General features: G+C 58.5%; 21 protein-coding genes. 9 read left to right on the plus strand and 12 right to left on the minus strand.

Annotated elements, in window-relative coordinates; genetic code table 11:
* Positions 1 to 3 precede the first annotated feature (3 nt).
* From ctaC to CVS29_RS11575, 3 genes are read left to right on the plus strand one after another with little or no spacing between them, the layout of a single operon-like run.
* A complete protein-coding gene (gene ctaC, locus CVS29_RS11565) occupies positions 4 to 888 on the plus strand; it encodes an aa3-type cytochrome oxidase subunit II (RefSeq protein ID WP_110106461.1) in 885 nt (294 codons plus the stop codon).
* Positions 889 to 901: 13 nt separating this feature from the next.
* On the plus strand, positions 902 to 2,611 hold the full coding sequence (gene ctaD / locus CVS29_RS11570) for an aa3-type cytochrome oxidase subunit I (protein WP_110106462.1): 1,710 nt from the start codon (positions 902 to 904) through the stop codon (positions 2,609 to 2,611).
* Positions 2,608 to 3,009: a cytochrome c oxidase subunit 4 gene (locus tag CVS29_RS11575; RefSeq protein ID WP_110106463.1), complete on the plus strand. Its 402-nt coding sequence runs from the start codon at positions 2,608 to 2,610 to the stop codon at positions 3,007 to 3,009. Before ctaD ends, CVS29_RS11575 begins: the two co-directional genes overlap by 4 nt.
* Before the next feature lie 179 nt (positions 3,010 to 3,188).
* On the opposite strand, the gene CVS29_RS11580 is transcribed toward CVS29_RS11575, so the two are convergent.
* On the minus strand, positions 3,189 to 3,476 hold the full coding sequence (locus CVS29_RS11580; RefSeq protein WP_110106464.1) for an HPr family phosphocarrier protein: 288 nt from the start codon (positions 3,474 to 3,476) through the stop codon (positions 3,189 to 3,191).
* A 76-nt stretch (positions 3,477 to 3,552) separates the two neighbouring features.
* Between CVS29_RS11580 and CVS29_RS11585 the strand changes: the two genes are divergently transcribed.
* On the plus strand, positions 3,553 to 4,332 hold the full coding sequence (locus CVS29_RS11585; RefSeq protein WP_110106465.1) for a GntR family transcriptional regulator: 780 nt from the start codon (positions 3,553 to 3,555) through the stop codon (positions 4,330 to 4,332).
* Between the two features lie 210 nt (positions 4,333 to 4,542).
* Here the strand turns inward: CVS29_RS11585 and qcrB are convergent, their stop codons facing one another.
* The 4 genes from qcrB to ctaE all read right to left on the minus strand — a co-directional run bounded on the left by qcrB (position 4,543) and on the right by ctaE (position 8,876).
* Entirely contained in the window at positions 4,543 to 6,228 is a 1,686-nt protein-coding gene (gene qcrB, locus CVS29_RS11590) for a cytochrome bc1 complex cytochrome b subunit (protein WP_110106466.1), read from the minus strand.
* A gap of 3 nt (positions 6,229 to 6,231) precedes the next feature.
* Positions 6,232 to 7,260: a cytochrome bc1 complex Rieske iron-sulfur subunit gene (gene qcrA / locus CVS29_RS11595; RefSeq protein ID WP_110106467.1), complete on the minus strand. Its 1,029-nt coding sequence runs from the start codon at positions 7,258 to 7,260 to the stop codon at positions 6,232 to 6,234.
* 98 nt (positions 7,261 to 7,358) lie between these two features.
* Entirely contained in the window at positions 7,359 to 8,147 is a 789-nt protein-coding gene (gene qcrC, locus CVS29_RS11600; RefSeq protein WP_110106468.1) for a cytochrome bc1 complex diheme cytochrome c subunit, read from the minus strand.
* 90 nt (positions 8,148 to 8,237) lie between these two features.
* Positions 8,238 to 8,876, minus strand: a complete 639-nt coding sequence (gene ctaE, locus CVS29_RS11605) for an aa3-type cytochrome oxidase subunit III (protein ID WP_179442420.1) — start codon at positions 8,874 to 8,876, stop codon at positions 8,238 to 8,240.
* Between the two features lie 186 nt (positions 8,877 to 9,062).
* On the opposite strand from ctaE, the gene trpD reads away from it, so the two are divergent.
* Complete coding sequence (gene trpD, locus CVS29_RS11610; RefSeq protein ID WP_245932199.1) at positions 9,063 to 10,133, plus strand: anthranilate phosphoribosyltransferase; 1,071 nt, start codon at positions 9,063 to 9,065, stop codon at positions 10,131 to 10,133.
* 146 nt (positions 10,134 to 10,279) lie between these two features.
* On the opposite strand, the gene CVS29_RS11615 is transcribed toward trpD, so the two are convergent.
* From CVS29_RS11615 to CVS29_RS11640, 6 genes are all read right to left on the minus strand, one after another.
* On the minus strand, positions 10,280 to 11,014 hold the full coding sequence (locus CVS29_RS11615; RefSeq protein ID WP_110106471.1) for a copper homeostasis protein CutC: 735 nt from the start codon (positions 11,012 to 11,014) through the stop codon (positions 10,280 to 10,282).
* Between the two features lie 8 nt (positions 11,015 to 11,022).
* On the minus strand, positions 11,023 to 11,304 hold the full coding sequence (locus CVS29_RS11620) for an Lrp/AsnC family transcriptional regulator (RefSeq protein WP_110106472.1): 282 nt from the start codon (positions 11,302 to 11,304) through the stop codon (positions 11,023 to 11,025).
* A gap of 75 nt (positions 11,305 to 11,379) precedes the next feature.
* The gene (locus CVS29_RS11625) at positions 11,380 to 11,772 is read right to left on the minus strand and encodes a DUF3054 domain-containing protein (RefSeq protein ID WP_179442418.1); all 393 of its coding nucleotides are present in this window, start codon (positions 11,770 to 11,772) and stop codon (positions 11,380 to 11,382) included.
* 554 nt (positions 11,773 to 12,326) lie between these two features.
* Positions 12,327 to 12,962: a uracil-DNA glycosylase family protein gene (locus CVS29_RS11630; RefSeq protein ID WP_110106473.1), complete on the minus strand. Its 636-nt coding sequence runs from the start codon at positions 12,960 to 12,962 to the stop codon at positions 12,327 to 12,329.
* Between the two features lie 269 nt (positions 12,963 to 13,231).
* Positions 13,232 to 14,434 carry a YihY/virulence factor BrkB family protein gene (locus tag CVS29_RS11635; protein ID WP_245932200.1) on the minus strand — a complete coding sequence of 401 codons (1,203 nt, stop codon included), beginning with the start codon at positions 14,432 to 14,434 and terminating at the stop codon, positions 13,232 to 13,234.
* 13 nt (positions 14,435 to 14,447) lie between these two features.
* Positions 14,448 to 14,717, minus strand: coding sequence for a GlsB/YeaQ/YmgE family stress response membrane protein (locus tag CVS29_RS11640; RefSeq protein ID WP_110106474.1), 270 nt, complete (start codon positions 14,715 to 14,717; stop codon positions 14,448 to 14,450).
* A 187-nt stretch (positions 14,718 to 14,904) separates the two neighbouring features.
* Here CVS29_RS11640 and CVS29_RS11645 point away from each other — a divergent pair, with 187 nt between their 5' ends.
* The 4 genes from CVS29_RS11645 (at position 14,905) to CVS29_RS11660 (ending at position 19,666) form a co-directional block, all read left to right on the plus strand.
* Complete coding sequence (locus CVS29_RS11645) at positions 14,905 to 16,626, plus strand: long-chain-fatty-acid--CoA ligase (RefSeq protein WP_110106475.1); 1,722 nt, start codon at positions 14,905 to 14,907, stop codon at positions 16,624 to 16,626.
* Between the two features lie 144 nt (positions 16,627 to 16,770).
* Complete coding sequence (locus CVS29_RS11650) at positions 16,771 to 17,148, plus strand: VOC family protein (protein ID WP_110106476.1); 378 nt, start codon at positions 16,771 to 16,773, stop codon at positions 17,146 to 17,148.
* 88 nt (positions 17,149 to 17,236) lie between these two features.
* The gene (locus CVS29_RS11655; protein ID WP_110106477.1) at positions 17,237 to 18,478 is read left to right on the plus strand and encodes a pyridoxal phosphate-dependent aminotransferase; all 1,242 of its coding nucleotides are present in this window, start codon (positions 17,237 to 17,239) and stop codon (positions 18,476 to 18,478) included.
* Between the two features lie 129 nt (positions 18,479 to 18,607).
* Positions 18,608 to 19,666 carry an LLM class flavin-dependent oxidoreductase gene (locus tag CVS29_RS11660; protein WP_245932201.1) on the plus strand — a complete coding sequence of 353 codons (1,059 nt, stop codon included), beginning with the start codon at positions 18,608 to 18,610 and terminating at the stop codon, positions 19,664 to 19,666.
* Between the two features lie 28 nt (positions 19,667 to 19,694).
* On the opposite strand, the gene CVS29_RS11665 is transcribed toward CVS29_RS11660, so the two are convergent.
* Positions 19,695 to 20,687, minus strand: a complete 993-nt coding sequence (locus tag CVS29_RS11665; protein ID WP_110106479.1) for a pirin family protein — start codon at positions 20,685 to 20,687, stop codon at positions 19,695 to 19,697.
* Between the last annotated feature and the right edge of the window lie 107 nt (positions 20,688 to 20,794).

Below are 20,794 nucleotides of genomic sequence, written 5' to 3' on the forward strand. Positions count from 1 at the left end.
TCTGTGAGTTCGCAGGACCGAACCGGCAGCCGACGCGCGAAAGTCATCCCCATAGCCGGGTTGGCGATTGCCGGAGCGTTAGCTTTGTCAGGATGTACGGCAGAGAATAAGAACGGCTGGATGCCAGCCGAACGTGATACCACCAATCACACGGCTGGGATCATCGATCTGTGGGTTAATACATGGATCACAATTTTGATCATTGGTCTCATTACTTGGGCCCTGATCATCTGGTGCATTATTGCGTACCGTCGCCGCAAGGGTGCCACGGGTTTCCCGCGCCAGACAAGTTACAACCTCCCACTGGAGGTTTTTTATGTGTTGGTGCCGTTGTTCATGGTGCTGGTGTTCTTCCACTTCACGAACATCGAGCAGGAATCCATCAACGCCCGTGACGCTAACCCGGATGTCACTATCGACGTCCGAGCCAAACAGTGGTCCTTCGATTTCAACTACTTGGAGGGTAAGGACGTCAAGGAATCTGTTTATTCCGTCGGCGTCCAGGCTGAACTGGACGGTAAGCCGTTCGATAAGTCCACCCTGCCCACCCTGTACTTGCCGGTGAACCGTTCGGTTGAACTCCAGTTGAACGCACGCGATGTTATTCACTCTTTCTGGGTTCCTGCCTTCTTGGATAAGAAGGACATGCTCCCGGGTAAGACCAACTACATGACCCTGACGCCTACCGCTTTGGGTACGTATGACGGTAAGTGTGCGGAACTTTGTGGCGAATACCACTCAGAGATGCTTTTCAACGTCAAGGTTGTCACGCAGGCCGAGTTCGATGCCCATCTTGCCGAGTTGAAGGCCAAGGGCCAGACTGGTGAGTTGACTGAGAAGTACGACCGCAACCCGAACGCTGCCATCACCGAGAACCAGAAGAAGTAGGGGGGAGAGGAAAGTGTCTACGCTCGAGTACTCGGCAACTGAAGTCAATTCAGCTGCTCCTAGAGTCGTTCCGGTTTCCAAGGGACGCATTGTCGTCAATTGGATCACCTCCACCGACCACAAAACCATCGGGTACATGTACCTGATCGCATCATTTATATTCTTCTGTCTTGGTGGCGTCATGGCGCTTATCATCAGGGCAGAGTTGTTTGAGCCTGGTATGCAGATTCTGCAGACCAAGGATCAGTACAACCAGTTGTTCACCATGCATGGCACCATCATGCTGCTGATGTTTGCAACACCGCTTTTTGCCGGCTTTGCCAACGTCATTATGCCGCTGCAAATCGGTGCACCCGATGTTGCCTTCCCGCGACTGAACGCGCTGGCATTCTGGTTCTTCACCTTTGGTAGCACCATCGCCGTGGCCGGGTTCCTCACCCCCCAGGGCGCAGCAGCCTTCGGTTGGTTCGCCTACGCACCGCTCTCAAACACCACCTACAGCCCTGGCGTCGGTGGAGACCTCTGGGTCTTCGGTTTGGCGCTGTCCGGCTTCGGTACCATTCTCGGTTCCGTGAACTTCATTACCACGATCATTTGCCTGCGTGCCCCAGGCATGACCATGTGGCGTATGCCCATCTTCACGTGGAACACGCTGATCACTGGCATCTTGGTCCTGATGGCCTTCCCTCCGTTGGCCGCTGCATTGTTCGCCTTGGGAGCAGATAGACGTTTTGGGGCTCATATATTTGATGCCGAAAACGGTGGAGCCTTGTTGTGGCAACACCTGTTCTGGTTCTTCGGCCACCCCGAGGTCTATATTATTGCGTTGCCGTTCTTCGGTATTGTTTCCGAGATTTTCCCGGTCTTTAGCCGCAAACCGATCTTCGGTTACAAGGGTCTGGTGTTTGCAACCATTTCCATTGCTGCGCTGTCCGTCACTGTGTGGGCACACCACATGTACGTGACCGGCCAGGTAATGTTGCCGTTCTTCTCCTTCATGACGATGCTGATCGCCGTACCAACGGGTGTGAAGTTCTTCAACTGGATCGGCACCATGTGGCGAGGCTCGCTGACATTTGAAACACCCATGCTGTGGAGCCTTGGCTTCATTGTCACCTTCTTGTTCGGTGGCCTGACCGGAATCATCCTGGCCTCACCGCCGCTGGACTTCCATGTCTCGGACACGTACTTCGTTGTGGCTCACTTCCACTACGTGGTCTTCGGAACCGTGGTCTTTGCCATGTTTGCCGGATTCTACTTCTGGTGGCCCAAGTTCACAGGGAAGATGCTCAACGAGCGCCTTGGTAAGATCCACTTCTGGCTCTTGTTCCTGGGCTTCCACGGCACCTTCCTGATCCAGCACTGGTTGGGTGTCATGGGTATGCCGCGTCGTTACGCTGATTATCTTGTTGAAGATAACTTCACTTGGATGAACCAGTTCTCCACCATTTCGTCGTTCGTTCTGGGCGCGTCCATGATCCCCTGGTTCTGGAACGTGTACATTACCTGGCGCAGTGGCAAGAAGGTTGAGGTTGATGATCCTTGGGGCTTTGGTGCTTCCTTGGAGTGGGCAACTTCTTGCCCGCCGCCACGTCACAACTTCACCTCCTTGCCGCGTATCCGTTCGGAGCGACCGGCACTTGATCTACACCATCCTGAGCTGGCCCCGCATTACCAGCCAGTTCAGCCTGTGACTGCATCCTCGAAGGGAGCTGCAAAGTGAAGGTAGAATCTTGGCTTTTCATGCTGCTGGGTGTGTTCTTTATTCCCGTAGCCGTTGTTTACGGTTTCATGGTGGATTGGCAGGAGCACGTGGGTTACCTTGCGCTCATGCTGCTCTCCGCGCTGTGCCTCATGGTGGGTGTGTACCTGCACTTCACCGGTAACAGAATCGGGCCACGTCCCGAGGACCGTCTCGACGCTGAGGTCCACGAAGGCTCTGGCGAACAAGGGCACTTCAGCCCTTGGAGCTGGTGGCCGCTAGTCCTTGGATTGGCTTGCTTCTTTGGCTTCTTGGGCTTGGCTGTTGGCTGGTGGGTGTTCCTCTTCGGTGCCGGTTTGGCCGTGATCGCGTTGGTTGGCTGGGTCTACGAGTACAGCCGTGGAGACCACGCACACTAAATTCGCCCTGCATTAAACAGGTTTCATACAGGATCAGCAACACAAAAGGGATTGCCCCGCACCACTGGTGCGGGGCAATCCCTTTTGTGTTGCTGTGATCTAGTGTTGCTAGGATGTGCAGCGTCAATGCTTCTTGGTGCTGCGCCCACGTGCGGGACGGTAAAGCCCCCGAGTGCCTGTTAGAGAGTGCCGCTCAGATCGGTGAGAAGCAAGGCTGCCAGCTGGTCTACAGCGGCCGTTACGCTCTCTTCAGGAGCGTCGCTGGGGGCGACGCTGATCTCCACTTCGGCGCCGTGCTCAAAGTCGGCGCTCATGACAGCCAAAAGTGAGCGTGCGTCAATGGGGACACTGCCGGCTTTCGCCAGTGTGATGGGTAGCCCAGTGCCGTTGACGGCCCTGACAAAGACGGCAGCCGGACGCGCGTGCAAGCCTACGCTTGCGGCAACTAAGGCTTTCCGGGTGTACATGATTACTCCTACGGTAGATGGTTCTGTATAGAGAGTAGTCGTGTTTTAGGGTGGTACTTGTGAGGGGAGGACAATCATGAGCTATTTAGTGCCATCGGCGTACGAGATCCCGGGTGAGTTGGATCGGAGTACCCCAGTTTCGGTGCACATCCAACTGCGGGAACTGTTGCGCAGTTATGTAGTAGAGCACAGCAAGCCGGGTCGGCAACTGCCCTCGGAACGGGACATGGCCCAACGCTTCGGTGTTGCTCGCATGACTCTTCGTCAGGCTGTTGAAGCCCTGGTAGAAGAAGAACTGCTGGAGCGAGTCGTGGGCGTGGGTACCTTTGTGGCCCGGGCAAAACTCGATCTCACTCTCAAGCTCACCTCCTACTCAGAAGAAATGGCCCGACGCGGACTGCGCCCCGCGGCACGTACCCTCGCCTTTGAGCAGATTCCCGCCACTGCACGGCTTGCCCGAGAACTTCAAATTGAGGAAGGCCAGGCCGTGATCCGGCTGCGCCGCTTGCTGTTGGCTGATGACCTGCCCATGAGCGTGGATGAAAACTTTATCCCGGCCTGGCGGGTGCCCGGGATTCTCGACGCCGGACCGCCGGCATCCCTGTACAACGTGTTGGGGGAGCGTTATGGGCTCATCATTGAATGGGGCGAGGACACCATTGAGGCAAATGCCGCGACACCGTCCATTGCGCGGCTATTGCACGTGGATATTGGTGCGCCCGTGCTGAGGACCGAACGCCATGCCTTTGTCTCACGGTCCACGGTTGACTACTCGGTGTCCTTCTACCGAGCTGATCGCTATAAGCTGCGTGTGCCCCTGCAACGTCCTGGCGTGCGCCCTCGTCGTATGTATTAGACCGCGTCTACTGCAGGGCTGTGGCCGGGCAGCTGTGCCTTCCAGGCGCTGGTGGGGTGAACCGTGAGCACGGCTCCTTTGGCTATCTCCACCCGAGAAGCTACGGCGCGTAGCAGTGTTGGGAAATTGGGAAATACTGAACGACAAAGAGAAAAGGCGGCTCCCTTATGGGAACCGCCTTTTCTCTTGAACTACAGATCTCTCACAAAATTAGTGTGTGATCGCCTTGTCATCGTCAGCGGCTGTAATAGCCTCGTGATGGTGACCGGCTTCGAGCTCGGACGGTGCGGCCGGAGCTACACGATCCTCGAAGAAGAAGCTGCTGAGCTTGGAGCGCAGGTTTTCCTTCTTCGTCACAATGCCGTTTTCGTTCGGGATGCCTTCTTCAGGAACGGGGGACTCGAAGCCTACGAGCTTGTAACGCTTGTAGTCATCGAGCTGTGCGTGGATTTCCTGGAACTCACCGTGCGGCAGGCGCACAATGCGACCGGTCTCACGGCCGTGTAGTGCAATCTCACGGTCCTTGCGCTGGAGCGCCAAAGCAACTCGCTTGGTGATGATGAAGCCAAGGATCGGACCAACGATGAATAGCGCCCGCATCCAGTACAACGCGTCATTGAGGGAGACCTCGAAGTGCGTTGCGATCAAGTCGGAGCTGGCAGCTGCCCACATGACGCAGTAGAAGATGAAGCCTGCAACACCAATAGCGGTGCGCGTTGGTGCGTTGCGCGGCCGGTCAAGCACGTGGTGCTCACGGTTGTCCCGGGTCACCCAGCGTTCGATCCACGGGTAGATGAACAGCAAGGTGAACACAATCCCAGCGGGGATCAGAGCAGGGGCAAGCACGTTCATCGAGAGCGTGTTGGTGCCCCACGGGAACGGGATATGCCACTCCATCGGAATGTTGAACACCCACCCTGGCATCAAGCGAAGTGCACCATCGACCCAGCCGATGTACCAGTCAGGCTGTGTGCCTGCGGAAACCGGGGAGGGATCGTAGGGGCCGTAGTTCCATACCGGGTTGATCTGGAAGGTCGCGGAGATGAAGGCAATGATGCCGAACATAATGAAGAAGAAGCCACCGGCCTTGGCAGCGTATACCGGGCCGAGCGGGTAGCCGACTACGTTGCGGTCGTTACGTCCGGGGCCAGGGTACTGCGTGTGCTTGTGAACAACAACCATGAACAGGTGAATCGCGATCATGAGCAGGATCATGGCTGGGACCAACATGATGTGCAACATGTACAAACGCCCAATAATGGCCGTACCCGGAAACTCCCCGCCAAACAGGAAGAACGAGATGTAAGTTCCAATGACGGGGATGGACTTAACCACACCGTCAATGATGCGTAGGCCGTTACCTGAGAGCAGGTCATCGGGAAGGGAGTAGCCGGTGAAGCCTGCAGCCATGGAGAGGATGAGCAGTACACCGCCCACCACCCAGTTCAGCTCGCGGGGCTTGCGGAATGCGCCGGTGAAGAACACACGGAGCATGTGCACAGAGACAGCGGCCACGAAGAGCAGGGCTGACCAGTGGTGGACCTGGCGCATGAACAAGCCGCCACGTACCTCAAAGGAGAGCCGTAGCGTGGAATCGTAAGCCACTGACATCTCTACACCCTTGAGCGGGACATAGGGGCCACTGTAATGTGTTTCCGCCATGGACGGATCAAAGAAGAACGTCAAAAAAGTGCCCGAGAGAAGCAAGATGACGAAGGAGTACAGGGCGACTTCACCGAACATGAAGGACCAGTGGTCAGGGAAGACCTTCCGGCCGAATTCACGCAGTATGCCTGAGCCGCCCACACGCTCATCAACAAAGTTGGTGATGCGGCCCGTGGCGGTTGCGGGAACGAACGGTGTTTCCTGTGCGGGTGTTTGCTGTGTTGTAGACATGGTTTAGCCACGCTCCCAAAAGCTTGGTCCAACAGGTTCGTGGAAGTCGCTCTGAGCCACCAGGTAGCCATCAGCATCAACTGCGATAGGCAGCTGAGGCAGCGGGCGAACGGCGGGTCCAAAGATGACCTTGCATTCTTGCGTGAGGTCAAAAGTCGACTGGTGGCAAGGACACAGCAGGTGGTGCGTCTGCTGTTCGTACAGTGCAACCGGGCACCCAACATGGGTGCAGATCTTGGAGTAGGCAACGATTCCGTTGTAGCCCCAGTCCTCACGGCCTTGCGAAGGGTTGAGGTCTTCGGGGTTCAAGCGCATCAGCAGTACAACGGCCTTGGCCTTGGCAGCGATCTTGCCTTCGGTCAGGCTGTTCAACGATTCAGGAATCACATGGAATGCTGAGCCGATGGTGACATCAGAGGCCTTGATCGGAGTGCCGTCAGGGTCGCGAGCAAGACGCTCGCCTTCCTTCCAGAGTGTGTGACGCAGCGAGTCGCCCGGAAGGGGGCCCAAGTCACGGAAGATTGCAATAGCAGGCAGGGGTGCCAGCGCCACAGCACCGATGAGCGTGTTGCGAATTAGCGGACGGCGCTTGATGCCTGTCTCGTCCAAAATGTCGTCGACGATCTGCACAGCGGCCAAGCGATCCTCTTCACTGCGGATCGCGTGGCGCTCTTCAGCAACTTCGTGGTCCGGCATGAGGGCACGGGCCCAGTGCACAATGCCCGTTCCAATGCCGAGCATGGCGAAGGCCACGCCCAAGCCCAGAAGTGTGTTCTGCAGACGCAGCGGGCCGAAAGTGTCATCCAGACGGATACCGAAGTAGGCGACGAAGAACAGCAAGGTTCCGACAATGGAAATGATAAATAGCCATGCCACCTGGCGTTCGGCCCGCTTTGCAGCCTTGGGGTCCGTGTCAGCTAGTCGCAAACGATGTGGAGGCAGTCCCGGGTCTTGGAACTTATCCACCTCTTCGTGACCAGCCTTAGCTACGGCGTCCGAGCTTGTCGGCGAGCCGTCACTATGGTTGCCCATAATCCCCTCATCCTTCTCTTATCCCGGTACATTCCCGGGGTCGTAATGTATGTTTCTGTGGCTGCAGCTGCAGCCAAAATCTTAAGGCTTCTTGGGACTTAGGAAGTCCGTGAGGTGAGCCAAATGGTAAATCCGATGATGACACCCAGAACCACGGTCCAGAGGAACAAGCCTTCTGAGACAGGGCCCAGTGAGCCAAGCTGTGCTCCACCAGGCGCACCTTGGTTTTCAATGGTGTTCAAGAAGGTGATGATGTCGCGTTTGCCTTCAGGGGTGATGTTCGTGTCGTTGAAGACCGGCATGTTCTGCGGGCCGGTCACCATGGCGCTGTAGATGTGGCTGCTCGAGACACCAGCCAGCGGGGGTGCGAACTTGCCTCGTGTCAGGGCGCCACCGGCAGCGGCAGCGTTGTGGCACATGGCGCAGTTAACACGGAACAGCTCGCCGCCAACAGCAGCGTCGCCGCCACCGTCGATGTACTGCTCTTCAGGCAGTGCCGGACCGTCACCGAGTGTGGCTACATAGGCAGCCATTTCACGGGTCTGGGAGGTGGTGAACTGCTTCGGTTTCTGCCGAGCCTGCGGGCCCTGCATCTGCATGGGCATGCGGCCCGTGCCAACCTGGAAATCAACAGCTGCGGCGCCAACACCGGCCAAAGACGGTCCTGCGTCAGTGCCGTTGGCGCCGAGGCCGTGACAGGTGGCGCAGTTAGCAATAAAAAGCTTCTCGCCCTCTTGTACTTCCTGCGCTGTGTAAGTGGTGGTATCGGCCTTAGCCTGATTCACGGTTGTGACAACGGCGTATAGCCCACCTGTCAGCATGAGCCCCATCACTAGCAACGCTAGTGCGGCCAGCGGATGACGTCGCTTCTGCGAGAGTGCCTTCACTTGGTGGTTCCTTTGATCTATATCCAGCAGCCCCTAGTGAGAGCCGCAAATGCTAATTCTTACCTTGTAGAGAAGAGAGCTGTTGGCAGCTTACTTCAGCACGTAGATGACCAAGAAGAGGCCAATCCACACAACATCCACGAAGTGCCAGTAGTAAGAAGTCACGATCGCACTCGTAGCTTCGAAGTGTCCAAACTTCTTGGCTGCATAGGCGCGGCCAATGATAAGGAGGAATGCTATGAGACCACCAATAACGTGCAGGCCGTGGAAACCAGTCGTTATGTAGAAGGCGGAGCCATAGGCGTTTGAATTCAGGGTCACGTACTCGGAAGTCAGCATCGCGTACTCGGTCGTCTGACCGGCAACGAAGATTGAACCAAGAACGAAGGTCAACAGGAACCACTCCGTCATTCCCCACTTGGAGAATTGGAAGAGGCGTCCAGTGCGGCGAGGCCGAAGGTTCTCCGCGGTGAACACACCCATCTGGCAGCTGAAGGAGCTGGAAACCAGGATGAGGGTGTTTACCAAGGCGAACGGGAAGTTCAGCTTGGCCGTTTCTTCAGCCCACAAACCACCTGTGGTGGAGCGCAGTGTGAAGTACATGGCAAAAAGGCCGGCAAAGAACATCAGCTCACTGGACAGCCAAACTACGGTTCCTACAGAAACCATGTTCGGGCGGTTCAGCGTCGGATGCGCCGGGGTACTGGGGGCATGGGTCGCAGTTGTCACATAGACATTATGTCTATAAAAAGCCTCAGAACCCAATGCAAAACTCCGATCACGTGATCTTTTTCTACAAACTTGCGAAATTCCTGCGTATTCACAGCAAAAACCCAGTTCTGTATGCACAACACGCTCCACGTGTCAATGGTCACAAACGCTGGAGTTGTCACTTATTCGTCTAATATCTGGAGGGTGAATCCTCTCCAAAACATTCCGGTAAGCACACACACCTGGCCCAATCTGATCGGCGCACTGATCGCGGGTCAAGATCTTGGACAGGATGCAACTCAGTGGGCCATGAACACGATCATGGCCGGAAATGCTACGGATGTGCAGATCGCCGGGTTCCTGGTGGCGCTGCGAGCCAAAGGTGAAACCGTCGCGGAAGTTAACGGACTCGTCGAGGCAATGCTAGAGAACGCCAGGCCGTTGCATGTTCCAGGAGACGCGCTGGATATTGTTGGCACCGGCGGGGACCGCTTAAATACGGTAAATATTTCCACCATGGCCGCCTTGGTGTGCGCCGGCGCCGGGGCTACGGTGGTCAAGCACGGCAACCGTGCTTCTTCCTCAGCGGCAGGGTCAGCTGATGTTCTGGAGAACCTGGGCGTGCGTCTGGATTTGCCGCTGGAGATTCTCACCCGGGCCGCGACAGAGGTGGGAATCACCTTCTGCTTCGCTAATTTCTTCCACCCCTCCATGCGCCACGCCGCAGTTGCCAGGAAGGAAATAGGCGTCCCCACCGCTTTCAACTTCCTAGGCCCGCTTACTAACCCAGCCAGGGTGGTTGCCTCGGCCATTGGTGTGGCGGATGCCCGCATGGCCCCACTCATGGCGGGCGTCCTGGCGGCCCGGAACGTGCGGGCTTTGGTGTTCCGTGGCAGCGATGGCCTGGATGAACTTACCACCACGGGCACCTCCACCATTTGGGAAGTGCGGGAAGGCCAGATCACCGAGAGTCACTTTGAACCCCTGGAGCTGGGCATTCCCCGTGCCACCATCGAGGACCTGCGGGGGAAAGATGCCCCCTTCAATGCCGAGGTGGTGCGCCGCATCCTGGATGGGGAACATTCGCCCGTGCGCGACGCCGTGGTCCTGAACGCGGCGGCAGGGCTGGTGGCGTATAACGTTTCCGGGCTGGGTACGCTGCAGGAACGTATGGCAGCTGGCCTAGCCAAGGCTGAAGCAGCTATTGACAGTGGCGCGGCTGCCACGGTCCTGAGCCACTGGGTCGCCTTGGGCGGCCAAGCCGAACAGGCCTAGCCCAAGAGAGACTTTCCCTGGCGGTTTACAAACACGCCCAATACCCCAGCCTTGGCCGTCCCAAGTCGTAATAGCCCTAATTCCGTGTACTCCCGAGCCCGGGCAGTCCCAAGGCCAGGGACGCCCCGGCTCAGTTCAGGCACTGGCTAGTGAAGGGCTCGCGCGGCTTGTCCGGCTTGTTCCACCAGCGCGGCATCCGTAGCGAAATAGCTGTGATCCTCAGCCAGGGCCGCACCCGTGAGGTGGCCAGGGGGCCTGGTGTTGAGGGTCCGCTTGGCTGAAAGATGCACATCACGCAGACCGGCGTCGTAGAACGCGGCGAAGTCGGAGATTTTCACACCGCCACCTGCCATGATGCTCAATGCTCCTGCCGATGCCTCATGCATGGCTTGCAGCTGTTCCAGCCCGGTTCCTGCGCTGGCGGCCCCACCGGAGCTGAGGATGCGGCAGACGCCCAAGTCAGCCAGATGTGGGACTGCGGCAACGGCGTCGGACAAAGAAAGATGGTCCACAGCCCGGTGAAAGGTGATGTGCAATCCATCGGCGGCCGCCACCAATGTCTGGACGCTCTGATAGTCAATGGTGTCAGCCGCTGTGAGGGCCCCAATGACTACTCCGGTGGCACCGCCGTCGCGCATGGCCTTGATCTCCGCAACCATGAGCGCCACAGCAGCCTCGTCGTAGACATAGTCTCCCGGGCGCGGCCGAATGAGGGCATGAATGGGCAGAGCCGGTTCAGCAGAGCGGACGCTTTGGAGTAGTCCTTGGGAGGGCGTCAGCCCGCCCAGTTGCAAGGCGCAACACAACTCAATGCGGGCCGCTCCATGGGCGGCTGCGAGCTGTGCGCCGGGGACGTCCTGAACAGCAATTTCCAGCTGCATCCTGGGGCTCAGTGGTCGAAGCCGAGGGAGAACGCCGCGTCCAGATCATTCTGGGAGTAGGCGCGGAAGGAAATCTGCGTGGTGGTGGAAACAACCGACTTCACCTTCGAGAGCTTGTCAGCAATAACGTCGGCCAGATCCTCATGCTTTTCTACCCGGGCAATGGCAATAAGGTCCCACTCGCCGGTCACTGAATAAACTTCACTGATTCCGACCAATTCGGAAATTTCCTGGGCAGACTCGGGAATCCGGGTTGCATCAGTTTTAATCAGGACAAATGCGGTGATCACAGGTGTGTTCCCTCTCGTGGGGCTTGTCTTTGCGGCTAAAAGCTTCTAACGATCCTAACTCAATCGTTGCCTGAATCACGCTCGTTTGGGCCGTCGCGTTACGAATGTTGCGAGGAGCCGGTGGCCCAGCAGGAATAGTGCCAAGACCAGGGTGGCAACAATGACAAAGGGCAGTTCGGCGGTGTTCCCGGAGAGGATGCGCAAGGCCATACCGCCAGCCACGGTGATCAACCACAGGCACACGCCCTGGGGCCAGACGGCCAGAGGGGCCCGCCACATGCGGCACACAAGCCAGCCTATGGCCAGTGCAGCCAGGAAGGGCCAGGCGGTTTGGAGTACGCCGGCTGCCGTGAGTGATTCGCTGTGGGAGCTTCGGCCAGAGAGGGCGAACAGCACTACCAGCACAAGGTCCGCTATGGCGGCATAGATGAGGGTTTTGGAACTTTGTTTGGAATTCGTTTGCGTCACTCGGCCAAGTTTAGTCGAAAAAAGTTCTGCGCCAGCGGTCCCCAAAAGAGGTTTGCACACCCCGTTTGCAGCAGGATGGATAATACCGCGGGGCAGGCATTGTTGCGCCGGGCGTGTTTCCTTGAGTATTTTCTAGGGGCCTTGGCCACTGACTGCTTTGAGTTGGATGGACGCAGGTGCCCAATGCGTTTTTTGTCGCCCTGATGAGAGGAAAGAAAATTGACAGGGCAGCACTTCAAGCCGCCTACGACACGGCTCAGTTGCGCGGCTGCACTGAGAGCCACTCTGTGCAGCACGGCCGGCCTTGTCAGAGTGGATCACTGCTGCCGGTTCAGAGCTGCCTGGCTTGGGTAACGTGCAAGGCGGTCCTGGAAAACCTGGCGGGGCGTTGCTCTGACTCGGTGTTAGCCCACCGGCTGGTCCGCCTCACTAGAACCCACCAGTTCACTTCCCTGTGTGGTGTCCGGTCCATACTCCCAAACCAACAAAGCGGCCCCAACCGTCATGGCTGGGGCCGCTTTGTTGGTGCAATGGGAGAAGTCCGGGGTGAAGCCTTAGCGTCCCTTGACGGTGATTCCGTTGCGCGTCATTGACTCGGCATAGGCCTTGGCGGATTCCAGCAGCCACTGCTCCTGACGCTCCGCTGAGCCAGCGAAGCTACGGCCGGATAGTGAGCGGACCTTGTAAATTCCAAAACCGCGCTTGTACAGCATGGGGCCCTGAGCCTTCAACAACTGATCCGCCAACCGGTGAGCTTCGGTGCCGTGGGCAACCAAAGCTGAGGCGCGCGGTACAAGTGTGAGGAATTTTACGAGCGGGCGCAGGCCCTGCTCAATCTGGGGTGCCGTGAGGCGGCCATTGGCTTCGCCCGGGGTGAACCAAGGGTGGACGTTCCACGGCATGACGTAGCTGGGGCGCAGGCCCAGCTGCCAGTGGATGCCCAGAAGCCGTGTGGCTGCCTGCTCATCTCCTGCTGTGACGAACCCGGAGGAGTCCAATTCGCCAACGTTTGAGAACAGGCTGATGATCTTGCACTCGTCCACGTCGTGAACGGGGTCCACGTAGGCCACTTGCTGCTCGGGCCGCGCTTCGGCCAGCGAGTCGCAAAGTTCGGTGATGGGAGCAATGTTCTCGTCATAACGGCGATTCCAGAGCTGTTCACGCGGTGATTCAGTGGCCACGGATGTCATTGAGGCTTAGTTCTCCTTAGAGGGAATGGGAGTGGTTGCGGCAGCTTTCGTTAAGAGAGCAGGGCCGACTTCCCAGCCTATCAATTATTTCCGGGCAACAGGGCATCGCGGGTCTGTGCTAAGGAGATGGAAAATTCCCCAATTGTGAGAAATGCAACAGCTTCAAAGAGGCCCCAAACCTGCCCCCGGACAGTTTTTTAGGGCCACTGGATGTTTCCCTCCGGGAGCGTCAGCGGGCGCTTCTGCGACGCTCTCGCCGAGTGGCACACTCAGGGTTGACGCCGCCGGGCGCGTACCGCGGACACAACAAGGGCACCGGCGCCGATTCCGGCGAGCCACAGCAGAGTGCGGGCCTCGGCAGTTTTACTCACCGGAGGCTCCGCATCTGTGCTTAGTTCGGTACGTAGTTGGCGGCCCTCGGTGAGAAGCTGATGTTCTTTGATTTGTTTCTTGGCGCTGGCGGAAATATCGCGCGGGGGCAGCTGAAGTTGTGATTCCGCTTTGATCCCTGTTTGGAGTTCACGCACGCGTTCAAGTTCTGCGTCTACCTCGGCCCCGAAGAGCAGCATCAGGTTCATAATCCACATCCAGAGCAGCAGCACGATCATGCCAGCAATGGTTCCGTAGGTTTTGTTGTAGTGCGAGAAGTTTGCCACGTACAGGCCAAACGCTGCTGAAGACACAATTACGGCCACCAACGCGACGGTGGCGCCAATACTAATCCAGCGGAATTTTGGCTGACGCACATTAGGGGTGAAGTAGTACAAGATGGCAATCAGCACCACTGCCAAGATACCCACCACGGGCCACTTGGCGATAGACCAGACCGTGAGAGCGGCAGGTCCGATTCCGAACACCTCACCCACAGCCTGTGCTACGGGCCCAGAGACTAAGACCATTAGGGCCATGACGGCCACTAAGAGAACTACGGCCAGTGTCACTAGTAGCAGGACTGGGCGCAGTTTCCAGATGGGCCGCCCCTCATCCATGCCATAAATCCTGTTCATGGCCCGGCTAAAGGCGCCAACATAACCCGAGGCGGACCATAGAGCCGTGATAATTCCCAGAGCTAGGGTCAACCCGGCAGCGGGGGAACTTGTCAGCTGCTCTACTGGCTGCCGGATGGCTTCAACAGTATCGGGGCCAGCAGCGCGGCTCACCATATCGAGCAGAAGTGCGGAGGTCTGTTCTGCCTGACCCACTAGACCCATGATCGAGATCAGGGCCAGAAGCGCCGGGAAAAGGGAGAGCACGCCGAAGTAGGTCAGTGATGCTGCTAGATCCGTGCAGCCATCTGCGCTGAACTTGGCCAATGAACGCCGCCCGGCATACTTCCATGACTTTGCTGGCAGTTGGGCGGGGGTGTCCGGTTTGCGGTCGTCGTCAGGGGCTGGAGCGCCGGCTTTAGCGACGGCTGCTCCGGACGTGACGAGGCCCGGCGCTGTGGCCGGGCCTCGTTGATTTAATATCACGGTTCAGAAGCTCCTAGGCGGCTGTCTTGCTGCGTCCGGTGATAGCACCGTAAATCCCGGCAACCACCAAACCACCCACAATGGCCAGAATCCAGGACCAGATATTGAAGAAGCCCATTTCACCCTTGTTAAAGAGAGCGTCACCGATCCAGCCGCCCACCACGGCGCCCACCACGCCAAGGATCAAGCTCGTGACCCAGCCGCCGCCTACCTTGCCGGGCATAATGGCCTTGACGATAGCCCCGACAATGAGGCCCAAAATAATCCATCCGATGAAACCCATAACGGCTCTCCTTATAGTGCATTAGTAGTGAAAGTGCTGCTATTCGTAGGGCAATAAGTCCAAGTAGTTTACTGTAAGTTATTTCCTACAAGGTCAGTGATTCCACGCTAACGAGCCTCACGCCATGAGTCCAGCACCAACGGGTAACTGTTTGAAGAATTCTCTCTGCAAGCGGCAAGATGGAACCATGCCGAACAACGAGTGCACCAACACGGCCGAATCACCGGGCCCTGTCCAGCAACCATGGGTAGCCAACTATCAGGCGGGTGTTCCGGCAGAGATTCAGATGCCCACGGAATCTCTGGTGGATATGTTTGAACGCTCCGTGCAGGAAGCTGGAGACAGCCCGGCCATGGAATTCTTTGGGCGCCGCACCAGCTACCGCCATCTAGGACAGCAGGTAGCCCGTGCCGCGGGCGGGCTGAGCCGGCTTGGAGTCCGGGCGGGGGACCGGGTGGCGTTGGTGCTGCCAAACTGCCCCCAGCACGTGGTTTCCTTCTACGCGGTGTTGAGCTTGGGCGCTGTGGTGGTGGAGCACAATCCGCTGTACACCTCGGAGGAACTCTTACACCAATTCCAGGATCACGGTGCCCGGATTGCTATTGTCTGGGACAAGGCCGTATCCGCCGTGGCGAGTTTCCCCGACGGGATGGTTCCGGAGCGGATCATTTCGGTGAATCTGTTGACGGAATTCCCCACCGTCAAACGCCTGGCCCTATCCTTGCCGTTGCGGAAAATGCGAACCTCCCGCGAGGCATTGTCAGGGCCCGCCCCAGGGACCATGCCGTGGCGCGAACTCCTAGCCGGTGAGGCTCTTGGGGCCTCGGCCACCCGGCCCGGCGTGGCGGACCTGGCGGTTATTGGCTACACCTCCGGCACCACCGGCCGGCCCAAGGGTGCCATGCTCACCCACCGCAACCTCTACGCCAATGCGCTGCAGGGCGAGGCCTGGATGCAAGGTGCGCAATTGCGCAATGAGGTCCTCTACGCCGTGCTGCCCATGTTTCATGCTTTCGGCATGACCCTCTACCTCACCTTCGGTATCCGCAAACAGGGCCTGCTTGTTCTCTTCCCCAAATTCGAGACGGATCTGGTGATCTCCGCCATGAAGAAGACTCCTGCCACCGTCTACTGCGCCGTGCCGCCCATTTACGAGCGCACCGCAGTGGCCGCCCAGGAACAAGGGGTGTCACTGCGGTCCATCAGATTCGCCATCTCCGGGGCCATGAGCTTGCCCGAACACGTGGTGGAGCTCTGGGAGTCAGTCTCCGGAGGACTCCTTGTTGAGGGGTATGGCATGACCGAGTCCTCACCTGTGGCGCTGGGAAATCCGTTCGCCTCAACGCGGCGAACAGGGACCATTGGCGTTCCCTTCCCATCAACGTTGATGAAGGTTGTGGACATTGAGGATCCCTCCCGCGAGGTCACTGCCGGCGAGCCGGGAGAACTGCTGCTCAAAGGCCCGCAGGTATTTCCGGGCTACTGGAACAATCCGGGGGAAACCGCAAAAACTCTGACCGACGGCGGTTGGCTGCGTACCGGGGACATTGTCACGGTTGATCCGGAAGGATTCACCACCATAGTTGACCGCGCCAAGGAGCTGATCATCACGGGCGGATTCAACGTCTCTCCCTCCGAGGTGGAGCAGGTGCTGCGCCGGCACGAGTCCGTCCTTGAGGCTGCCGTGTTCGGTGCGAACTCCCCACGGGGCGGGGAGATGGTAGTGGCAGCCGTCCAATTGGAACCCGGGACTGTGTTGGACGAGCCCGGCCTGCGCGCCTTTTGCAAGGAATACCTGGCCCGGTACAAGGTGCCCGTGCGGATCATTGAAGTGCCGGACATGCCACGCTCCATGCTGGGCAAGATCCTGCGCAAACAAGTCAAGGAAGCCTCGGAAAAATCCCTGTAGCACTCGCCGGAATTCAGGGCCTCAGGAAGCGCGCCCACATCAGGGAAGTTCAAGCGAAGTAAAAAAATTCTCTGGTGCCCACCTACCCCTGATACCTACACTGGATGAGGATAGGCACACGCTGGCAAGAAGGAAGTACTCACCATGTTTGAAAAGAGCAGCGCCTTCAGTGGATTCTCAGTCGATGATATTCCTGTGGCACGTTCATTTTATGGCGGAACTCTGGGGCTGGTGGTCAGCGAGGAGAACGGGATGCTTTCATTGCATCCGCCCGGCGGGTCAAAGATTATTCTCTATCCCAAGGGTGCCGCGCATCAGCCAGCATCCTTCACTGTTTTGAACTTTCCTGTTCCCGAGATCGAAGGCGCCGTGGAGGCGTTGGTGCGGGCCGGCGTGGAACTTGAACACTACGCGGGCACCCCGATGGAGACGGATTCTGCAGGGATTTTCCGCAAGGGCGGGCCCTTGATTGCCTGGTTTAGGGATCCTGCAGGAAACGTGCTCAGCGTCATTCAAGAGTGAAGGCGTCCTTGCCGCAGCGGGGGGCACGGCTGACCGGAATGCGGACAATGCGGCTTTGGCCACCCGCGCTTGTGTGAAGATGGAATGTATGCGCCCCATGCAACATTCTTCAAAACTAGCCAATGTCCGGTACGAACTTCGCGGTCCCATCCTGCACGCCGCCCAGAAAATGGAGGCGGAGGGGCACCGGATCCTGCGCATGAATTTAGGCGATACGGCCCCGTTTGGCCTTGAGGCGCCGGAATCCATTGTTGTGGACATGATCCACCACCTCCGCGGGGCACAGGGCTACAGCGATTCCAAGGGCATCTTCTCGGCCCGGACCGCTATCTCCCAGTACTACCAAACCAAGGGTCTGATGAAGATCGGTGTGGATGATATCTTCGTGGGAAATGGTGTCAGCGAACTTATTTCCATGACGCTGCAGGCGTTTTTGGAAAACGGTGACGAGGTCCTTATCCCAGCACCGGACTATCCACTGTGGACCGCTACCGTCACACTCACCGGGGGTGTGCCCGTGCATTACCTCTGTGATGAGGAGACGGCGTGGTGGCCTGATATGGCCGATGTTGAGGCGAAAATTACGCCGAAAACCCGGGCCATTGTCATCATTAACCCCAATAACCCCACAGGTGCGGTGTATCCGCGGCACATCCTGGAAAAGTTCATGGAGCTGGCCCGTGAGCATGATTTGGTGATCTTCTCGGATGAGATCTACGAGAAGATCCTGTACGACGGCCGCAGCCACATTCACATGGCCTCGCTAGCCGAAGACGTGTGTGTGCTCACGTTCAGTGGCCTCTCCAAGGCGTACCGGATGCCAGGCTACCGGGCGGGCTGGGTGGCACTTTCCGGTCCCCGCTCCGCCATGGCTGGATTCAAGGAGGCACTGGAACTCATTGCCTCCTTGCGCCTGTGCTCGAACGTGCCGGCCCAGCATGCCATTCAAACCTCACTGGGCGGCTACCAGAGCATCAACGACCTCACAAAGCCCGGTGGACGCCTACATGAACAGCGGGACAGGGCCTCGGAGCTCCTGAACGCGCTGCCCGGTGTCTCCTGCGTCCCGGCAGCGGGGGCCATGTACTTGTTCGTCAAGCTCGATCCGGCGATCTACCCCATTGACTCGGATGAGAAATTTGTGATTGATCTGCTGCAGGACCAGAAAATCTTGGTCAGCCACGGCACCGCGTTCCACTGGCCCACCCCTGACCACTTCCGCTTCGTCATCCTGCCTTCCGTGGGTGACATTGAAGAAGCCATCCGGCGAATTAGCAGTTTTCTGGCCGTCTACCGGAGCAAAGCCGCACTCATGGCCAGGCAGGCCTGAGTCTGGGCGTCACTAGCCGCGCCGTCTCTAGCCGCGCCGCCACTAGCCGCGGCGGGAATAGTTTGAGTGGCACAACAGTTCCCCACTTAGATGCAAACGCATCTTTCTTTGAGATTGGACGGAACCCCCTTGGCTACGAACACTTCCTCACCCCGGCACATCGAACTGGGGTTAGACACTTTCGGTGACATCACCCTAGACGCCACGGGAGCGCCCAAGAGCGCCGCGCACGTGATTCGCGACGTCGTAGAACAAGCCGTCTTGGCTGACACCTTGGGCCTTGACTACTTTGGCGTGGGAGAGCATCACCGTGACGATTACGCCATTTCCGCCCCAGATATGGTGCTGGCAGCCATTGCCGGGCAAACACAGCGCATCCGCTTGGGCTCGGCCGTCACGGTACTGAGCTCCGATGACCCCATCCGCGTGTATCAGCGCTTTTCCACGCTCGACGCCGTTTCCTCCGGCCGCGCGGAGGTGATCCTTGGGCGGGGGTCCTTCACGGAATCCTTCCCGCTCTTCGGCCTTGATTTGGCCAATTATGAGGAGCTCTTCGAGGAAAAACTTGAATTGTTCACCGAACTGCTCAAGGAAAAACCCGTCAGTTGGAGCGGTAATCTACGCCCGGCACTTCACCAGCAGAGCGTGTACCCGGCCATGGAGTCCGGCACGCTGAAGACCTGGATTGCCGTGGGTGGCAGCCCCCAATCGGTGGTGCGGGCCGCCCACTACGGCTTGCCGCTCATGCTGGCCATCATTGGGGGAGAGCCTGCGCAGTTTGCACCCTTTGCCGAGCTCTATCACCGGGCATTGAAGGAATTCGGCCAGCCCGGCCAGCCCATTGGCGTCCATTCACCAGGCCATATTGCCGCAACGGACCAGGAAGCTATGGATGAGCTCTGGCCCCACTATGCCATCATGCACAACCGTATTGGCAAGGACCGGGGATGGCCAGCCCTGACCCGTGCAGAATTTGATGCCACGGCCGGACCCAACGGCGCACTCGTGGTGGGTTCACCCGAAACTGTGGCGAAAAAGATCACCCGGGTAGCGAAGACACTGGGACTCTCGCGGTTTGATCTGAAATACTCTCACGGCACGCTGCCGCACGCGTCCCTGATGAAAAGCATTGAGCTCTACGCCACTGAGGTTGCCCCGCGCGTGCGGGCCAACCTCAGCCAAGAGTAGCCAAGACTGGCCAGGGAACTTTCTGCCCTCAGCTCGGGTTGGCGCGTGGACGCAGCCTGACCGTAGGCAGCGCCGGAGCTGGCAGAGGGGCGTCACGCTGGCCGGTGGGCAGGGTGAAAGTAAACTGCGCACCGCCTGGTTCCTGCCCTATCACGGCTTGCCAGGCAGCCCGGAACGCCACGATCTCCTCGTGAGTTCGGCCCACAAAGTTCCACCACATCAGGATGGACTCGTTGAGGGGCTCGCCTCCTATGAAGAGCAGCCGGACAGGGGCGTGGCCTGCAACCAGGTGCACCGTGTCATGTCCCAGCCCCAAGTAGGCCAGCTCGTTGCTGGCAACCGTGGTGCCGGCAATGCTCGGGGATCCAGTATCAACAAGGAATCCATGTTCAAAGCCTGGGGCCAGATCAAGTGTCAGCGCGGCGCCGGCGTCGAGCCTGATCTCGGCACCCACCATGGGCGTGAATGTCTCAACGGGGGAGTGCTCGCCCAGTGCTGAGCCCAGGAAGACACTGATGACCACTCCGGGTAGTTGCCGTGGAACTGGCCGGTAATGCTCAAATTTGGGCCAGGTAAAGCGTGCGGCGTCCGGCAGCGCCGCCCACAGTTGAACCCCATGCAAGGTGTGGGTGGTGGGCGTTGAATACTCCGAGTGGCTGATGCCACGGCCGGCGGTCATTAAGTTCAGCTCCCCGGGCCGGATCAAGGTGTGATTGCCGGCGCTGTCGGCGTGCAGGATTTCTCCGCTAAAGAGCCAGCTAAGGGTAGCCAGCCCGGTGTGAGGATGTGGCGGGACTGCCATGGGCGGGTTGTTTTTTATATGATGGGGACCATAGTGATCAACAAAACACCACGCCCCAATGAGGGAGCGGCCTCGTTGTGGCAGAGTTCGCCGCACGGTCATGGCACGGGGGCCGCCCAGGGGCACCAGGCGCGGCGCTAAGATTTGCACGCCCGCCACCAAAGGCCCGGGATCACTGGGGCAAAGCAGCTCATCTGGGCTAGTTTCAAGGTTACTCATTGCAGGGGTCCTTCCAGAAAACGGGCCAAGGTCACGGTGTTGCGGATAGCGAGCACCTCGGCTCAGGCGGCTCTTGGACCAATGCTAGTGCGCGCTCTTAGTGCCGG

This window comes from Arthrobacter psychrochitiniphilus (assembly GCF_003185915.1).
In the GTDB taxonomy this organism is placed as follows: Bacteria; Actinomycetota; Actinomycetes; order Actinomycetales; family Micrococcaceae; genus Specibacter; species Specibacter psychrochitiniphilus.